The sequence below is a fragment of the Porticoccus sp. W117 genome, from assembly GCF_030341905.1.
Classification (GTDB): domain Bacteria; phylum Pseudomonadota; class Gammaproteobacteria; order Pseudomonadales; family Porticoccaceae; genus SCSIO-12696.
This window is the reverse complement of sequence record NZ_JATAAF010000042.1, coordinates 1-7,439: the sequence shown is the minus strand read 5'-3', so window position 1 is coordinate 7,439 and position 7,439 is coordinate 1. Positions and strand designations below refer to the sequence as shown.

At 59.8% G+C, this 7,439-nt stretch carries 1 protein-coding gene; it reads right to left on the bottom strand.

Annotated elements, in window-relative coordinates:
- The coding region (locus QSV34_RS15020; protein WP_289156049.1) for a SpvB/TcaC N-terminal domain-containing protein at positions 1-7,439 on the bottom strand (7,439 nt) is incomplete at both ends.

Genomic DNA, 7,439 nt, shown 5'->3' with positions numbered 1-7,439 from the left:
GGATCCGCCTGCAAGAACCTGGCAATCTTCGCATCGTAAATCCGCCCATTCATATGGATCACACCCACTTCATCCAGCATCTCGTGGCCCGTAAAGCCCCTTGTGGTGATGCTGCTGTCGAAGGTGGTGAGTTCACTTTGTGACAGCGCTGTCCAGTCGGTGGCGTCTCGTCTCTCGCCCCAGGCGTCAAAGCTCAGTTCCTGGACGATGGCACCGGTGTCGTCAGTGATAACGTCGATGCTGCCCAGGTGGTCGTGGTACTGGTAGTTCGTGTCTGTGCTTTGCAGTTGGTCGTTGCTGTTGAGTTTGATGGTGATTAACGCACCGCCCAGATGGCGTTTGATTTCTTTATCGCCGTTGGTTTGGGTGATCCATTCGGTGTTGCCCACGTACAGGGTGGTTTTGGTGCCTTGGGTACTGGTATCAGTCCGCTTGTACCTGGCTCGGTCCGGCCCGTATTCAAAGGCGGTGGTGTGGTTGCCTTTGCTGATGCTGGTGGGTTTGTCGAAGGTGCTGTAGACGATGGTGCGGCCGTCACCGGTGAGGTTGTTGCCGTTGTCGTCGTAGGTGTAGCTGGCCCCGTGCGGCGCGGTAATGTGGGTCACCGCATGAACACCGGCGTCCCCTGCCCCGTTATTGTTGCCAGTGCCGTAGGTGTAGGTGCCCACGTCGGATTTGTAGGTGATGTTGCCCAGGGCGTCGTATTGCACGGTTTTCGCGGCCTGGCCCACCACCTGGTAGCTGGTCAGGCGGTTGAGGCCGTCGTACAGGAAGTTTTCCCGCAAGTTTTTGTTGCCGGATTTTTCATCCCGCCATTGCAGGTTACCGATGGTGTCCCATTGGTATTCCAGGTCTTGTACTTCGGCGCCGGTGATGTGGTGGCTGGCATCGATGGTGTCGATGCGACCGGTTTGTGGGTCGTAGACACGGGTGATGTTGACGTTGTCGCCGCGGGTTTCGTGGGTGACGTTGCCCCGTGCGTCCATGGCGGTGATGGTGCGGTAGGTGGTGAGGGGCTGGCCGCTGCTGTCGTTGATGGCATCCCCGACCCAGTCCATGTAGCCGTATGGGTTGTAGTGGCTTTGGGTGCCTTGATAGCCGGTGGCACCGGTGGGGTTGGTGGCCGCGTCAAAGGTCTGGAAGGTGCGGCCAAACTGGTCGTAGGTCACTTGTTCGATGTAGCTGCCATCGCTTCCCCCGGCACCCAGGGCGGTGGCGGTGTGGGTAACTCGACCGAAGCTGTCGTAGGTGACGGTTTTGACGTAGTCGTTGGTGCCGTTGTCGTCGTTGTCTTGTTGGACGTTGTTGAGCAGACCCAGGCCCAGTCCGCTGGTGCCGTTGTTGTAGGTCCAGAGGGTATCGCTTTCGACGCTGTTGTTGGCACGGCGATCCACGCGGTGGACCAGCCGGCCCAGCACGTCGTAGGTGAGTGTGCTGGTCTGGCCATTGGCGTCGGTTTGGCTGGTGAGTTCGCCGTAGACGTTGTAGTGGTAGGTCCAGTCGCCTTTGTCCGGGTCGTCCATGCTGGTTTTGCGACCCAGCAAGTCGTACTGGATGGTGCTGACGTTGTTGGCCGAGTCGGTCATGGTCGTCATGTTGCCCTGGGCGTCGTAGGCGTAGGTGACGCTGGACGTCTCAACGGCACTGCCCAGTTCGTTGTCGGTGACGCTGACCACTTCCCCGAGGGCGTTTTTGGTTTCGACTTTGCGGCGGCCCAGGTCGTTGATGGTAACGGTGCTGTAGCCGTTGTATTGCACGGTGCCGGTGCTGTTGTCCGGCAAGGTGGTGGTGGTGGGACGACCGAGGATGTCGTAGTCGATGGTGGTCCAGTAGGCCGCACTGCCGGTAATGGCGCCGGCGTTGTTGGTGAGGAAGTAGGGTTCGCTCTGGCGTTTGGTTCTACCCAGGGTGTCGAACTCCACGTCACTGGCGATCCAGCGACCGTTAAAGCTTTGCGTCAGGCTCCTTGTGGCCCGGCCCAGTTGGTCGAAGCACTGTTGGCTCTGTCCGCCCCCGGCACTCTCACTGGTGGCTTTGTAGACGGTGCCGCTGGGGCACAGGTCGCCACTGGCCCCCAGGCCATTGTCGGTCAGGTAGGTTTTGCTAAAGCCGCCGGTGTCGCTGCGCTCAAAGTATTTGCGGCCCATGGGGCTGTAGGCGCTGTAGACGTCCAGGCCATTGAGGTCTCTGGCTTGGGTTACCTGGCCGTAGCTGTTGCGGGCAATCACTTGGCTGGTTTGTTGTTCCAGGCTGTTGTAGCTGCGTTCCACGTAACGGCCCAGTGAGTCGTATTCGCTGCGGCTGTAGCGGCTGGTGACGCCGGCACCACTGGTGGTGGCCCTGAGTTTGTTGCCAAAGGGGTCGTACAGGTAGGTGGTGGTGAGTCGGTAGGTGCTGTTGTCCGGCTCAATCACTTCGGTGCTCAACAGGCCTTGCAAGCTGCCACTGGTGATGTAGGTAAAGGCACTGGTGCGGGTGTCGGTATCGGAGACCGTGCCTGAACGGGTGCTCACCACACTGGTGCGACTCAGACGGCCCATCTCCCGTTCCCAGGTGCTGGTGCCGTAGGTGTTGGTGGTGGTTTTGACGAACTGGTCGCTGCCGGTCTCGTCGTCCGTGGTGACGGTAATGGTGGTGGGATTGCCGTAACCGTCGTAGACATTGTCGGTGGTCACCGTTTGCAGGTGGGTACCCTGATCCGCGCCGTTGTTGAGCAGGTCGTAGGTTTTTTCGATACTCTGGGCCAGGTACGGGGCGTAGAGTTTAGTGGAGGGCATGGAGGTGCCGTTCCACTCCACGTGGCTGCTGCCGTTCCAGTGTTTCAGTTTCCAGATGTTTTCCGATTCGCTCAGCAAGGGGCCGGGCAAGCCGCCCACCGCCGGGCCGTGCACTTCGGTTTTTAAGGGCGAACCGATAAACGGGAAGTCTTGCCGGTAGCTGGTGGTAGTAATGACACCGGTCTGGTCATCCACGGTGCGCAGGCGCTGGAAGCCCAAAAAGCCGCGACCCATGGCCTGCACTTTGGCTTCGCCGTAGTAGTAGCTGATGGAGCTGGTGGCGGTGTTGTCCACAGCACCGGGATTGGCCCCCGCTGCCGGAGCTGAGCTGGCTACGTTGGTGACCACGTACATGGGGCCATTGAGTTCCAGCACCGGGTCGCGAACACCGTCGTCGTTAACGTCTTTGCCCAGGGTATGAGCGCCGCTGTTGACGTCCCATTCACCGTTGAGCACGGAGTAGAAGTCGCCGGTATTGGCGGTGGTGTAGGTGTAACCGCAACTGCCCGGTGTGCTCGGCAGGCTGCCGTTGTAGGGGTCGTACACAAAGCACGGGCCATCGTAGGTGTGGGTAGTGGTGCCCACATTGATCCGCTGGTAGTGACCACTGGTGGCCAGGGTGCCGTAGCTGATGTCGGTTTCCGCACCCAGGCCGTTGGTGACTTTGGTGATACGGTTGGCGGAGACGTTTTGTTGGGTCGACAGGTAGATGTTCGAGGTGTTGGAGGCGCCGTATTCCAGGTCAAATTGCACCACATCGGTGATGCCGTCGGCGTTCACATCCATAAACTGGAAGCGTTGTTTTTTCTGGTCGTCGTTGCTGCCGCTGATGTATTTGATATTTTGCGCCGCATCAAAGCCATTGCCATTCCAGTAACGAACTTTCAGGTAGTTGGCTTCGTAGTCGAACCAGACAATGTCCTGATAGCCGTCGCGGTTGTAGTCCACCACCTGGATTTGCTGGGCGTTATTATTCGCGGTGCGCTGGTTAAAGTCAGTTTCGCTGGCGTTCTCCGCTGGATAAGGCACCACCAGGTTGTCGATAGTGACAAATTGCCCGCCATCGCCCATGCCGAGCCGCACACCCCGAGTGCCAGTTAAAATATCGATGGCACCATCGCCGTTAAAGTCGTAGTAGTCCCTGGCATTTGTCGAGGACACCGTGGTCGCTGTGAAGGCTTCGGTTTCAATTGTGTTGGTGGCGCTGTTGTACCCTCTGTTCAGCCAGATGTGGCGGTAGCTGATTTCGTCGCATTCAACATCGATCTCTTCATCGTTAATGTCCGTCTCGGTGCACCAGTTGTGGCCGTACACTCTACCGATAAAGTCCACGCGACCGTCGCCATCAAAGTCTGTTGGCGAGCCCTGGATTTCATGGGGATCCCAGTGATCGCGGGGCTGGTACCAGTAAGCCTGGCCCGATGCGTCGCGGGGGTAATCAATGGTGACCGCCGAACCAAAGCGGTAGTAGCGATTGGAGGTGGGCTGTTGGCTGGTATCGTGCCCCATCAGGTGCACGGTGTCGTCATGCACCGCATCCACCAGCCCATCGCTGTTCACATCCAAAAACGTCAATTCGTTGTTGGCGGGCAATCCAGTGGATATTCCTGTTGTCGCCAGCAACCAGCCACCACTGCCTTGTGGAGTGGACAGGTGCACGCGCCATTCGCTGTTATACCCCGGCTGGTGGTCGTTGTTGTCCCACAACAACACGTCCATACGGCCGTCGGCGTTGTAGTCGATTACTTCGATTTTGTACGCGTCCGGGCCACCGGCGGAACCGGCAAATTGAAAGTCTTCGTAGGCCTTGATCCGCGAACCCAGACCACCGGTGGTGTTTGCCAAGGCGTAGTACAGGGCATGGCGGTCAATGTTGCCGTTGTTGTTGGTGCTCGCTTCCAGCCACACCAGATCCATGCGGCCATCGCCATTGATGTCCGCCGGGCGGTAGTCGCCAATGTAGTCATCGCCACTTTGGGTGGGGCTGATGTTGGTGGTGCTGGTGGCATTACTCGCAATGCCCATGATGGGCAATGACCAATCAAAGGTGGTGGCGGGCAAACAGTTGTTGCCCACGCATTCTTCAATGCTGGTGAGGCGACTCAGATCATCCGTGGTCGGTTGAGTTTGACCGCTGTTGCCTTGATCCAGGTATTCCAGGTTGTAGGTTCGCAGCGCGGTTTCACCGCCGCTGGTGTTGTAGCTGGTGACACTGGTCAGCCGTTGACCGGTGGTAAATTCATAGCCCGCCACATAGCCACTGGTGACGTCATTTCTTGGGCCATAGCTAAAGACCACTCGGGCGTTGTAGCCACTGGGGCCACTGGCACTGCCAAAGGCGTATTTAACCTGGCTGATGCGGTGGCCATCGCTGTCGTTGTGGTATTCGAACCAGATGGGGTTGCCCACGCTGTCCTGGAACTTTTTCAGTGCCCAGGTCAGAGTTTGGCCGGCGCTGTTGTTTTGTTTGGCGTCGGTGTAAGCCCCCGCAGGCACATCCCCGTAGAAGGAGGTGGAGCCGTCTTTGCGTTTGACCTCCCAATAATCCGGATGGCCAGTGGTACCACCTATGGCGGTGATGGTGGCAAAGCTGTCAATCTCGGTGCGGTACTCGGAGTTGGGAGCACCGTAGGTGCCAGACACCAGGATCAGGCGTTGGCCATCCAGAGCGAAGCGATCATCCGGCCCCCAGGTGATGGGCATGGGGTCGCCGTCTTGTTGCAAGGTTTGACGACTGCGGCTGATGCCGCTCAAACCACCAATGTTCCAGCCCAGACCCGCCAGGCCATTACCGCCCTGGCTGGAGTAGTTGAGTGAGAGCTGCGGCGCCACACCCGCGGTACCCGCCGCCGTGGCAATGGGAATGTTGTAGGTGGCACTGCCGGATTCGTCCACCCGGAAGCTGCCCGCTATGGTGCCGATGCTGTCGGTTTCAACAACGGCGGCAGAGCTCGCGATTGGGGTGGGTTCTACATGGGCGGAGGGCGCCGCTGGCGGTGGTGTGTGGATAATGACCGTGGCGCTGTGCAGCGCGGTATAGCCCCCTGCCCCGGAGCTGTTCACCGCCCTCACCCGATAGTCATAGCTGCCTTCGGTCAGGTTACCGGTGGTGTGGGTACGGTCGGAACCGGCATCGATCACGCTCCAGCTACCGCTGTCTTTGCGTTGTTCCAGGCTGTAATTACTCACCGCTCCCAATGCACTGCCCCAGGTCAGGGTGATGGGAGAACCGTAGCTTTGCGTGGGGCCACTGATGGCACCGGGGGTGCCGGGGATGTGAGTCACGGCCACGGTGTCGGTGGCACTCCAGCCACTGCTGCCACTGCTGTTATTGGCTCTGACCCGATAGCTGTAGTTGCCGTCGCCTTTGCCGGTGATGGCGTGGCTGGTGCTGGCGGTGGTGGTGACATTTGCCCAGCTGCCGCCGTTGATTTGTTCTTGCAGCAAGTAATCCACCGTGGTGCCACTGCCCGCCGTCCAGCTGACGGTGTAACTGCCATCGGCATCGGTGCTGGGCACACTGGCGCTGCCCGGAGTGCCCGGAGGCAGTAAGACGGTTACTGCCGCTGCGGTGCGCCAGCCGGAACATTGGGTGTTGCTGCCCACGGTGTGACAGGCTCTGACCCGGTATTCGTAACTGCCGTTGCCCTGGCTGGTATAGGCTTTGGTGCGACTGGTGGTGTCTTGTTCGTGGATCCAGCTGCCGCCATTGATGCGGCGATCCATGTCGTATTTGGTAAGGGTGCCACTGGCGGTGCCCCAGCTGACCGTATGACTGCCATTGGTGCTGGTGGCCGGGCTGGCGCTGATGCTGGACGGCACACCCGGTGCAATGGCCACGTCGGTGGTCACGGCACTGCTGTACACGCTGCAGCCACTGACATTACAGGCCTGCACTTGATACTGGTAACTGCCGTTGCCCAGGCCGGATACCGCTGTGCTGGTGGCACTGCCGGAGTGGATGGTGCTCCAGGCACCACTGCCCAAACGCTGTTGCAGGTTGTAGGTGTTGGCACCGGTGGAGGCGTTCCAGCTGACGGTAAAACTGCCATTGCCATCTGTGCTTGGCGAAGTCAGGCCACTGGGCACCCCAGGGGTGGCCACCGAGCCCGCACTGGTGGTAGTGCGATAGCTGGAGCAGGCGGTGTAGCTGCCCTGGGTATTGCACGCCCTGACCCGGTAGTGATAACTGCCGGTCATCAGGTTGTTAACCACACGGCTGGTGGCACCGCCGGTGTATATCTCCAGCCAACCGCCGCCGTCCTTTTGTTGTTCCAGACGGTACATGGCCACGGTGCCGGTGGAGGCGCCCCAGCTCACCGTGTGGGTGCTGTTGGTGGTGTGTTGTGGCGAGATGCTGATGGAGGGCGATACCCCAGGGGCAATGGCCACGTTGGTGGCATCCACGGTGCTGTAACCGGAACAACCCACGGCACTACAGGCGCGCACTCGATACCCATAGGTGGCGGTGCCCAGGCCGGATTCGGCTTTGCTGGTGCCACTGGCGTTGTGGATGGTGCTCCAGCTGCCGCCGTTGGTTTGCCGTTGCAGTTGGTAGCTGGTGGCACCGGTGGTGCTGTTCCAGCTGACGCTGTAGGCGCCATCCGGATCACCGGAAGGCGCATTGGGGGTTCCCGGTGTCGCCGGGGTGGTGACGGTGAA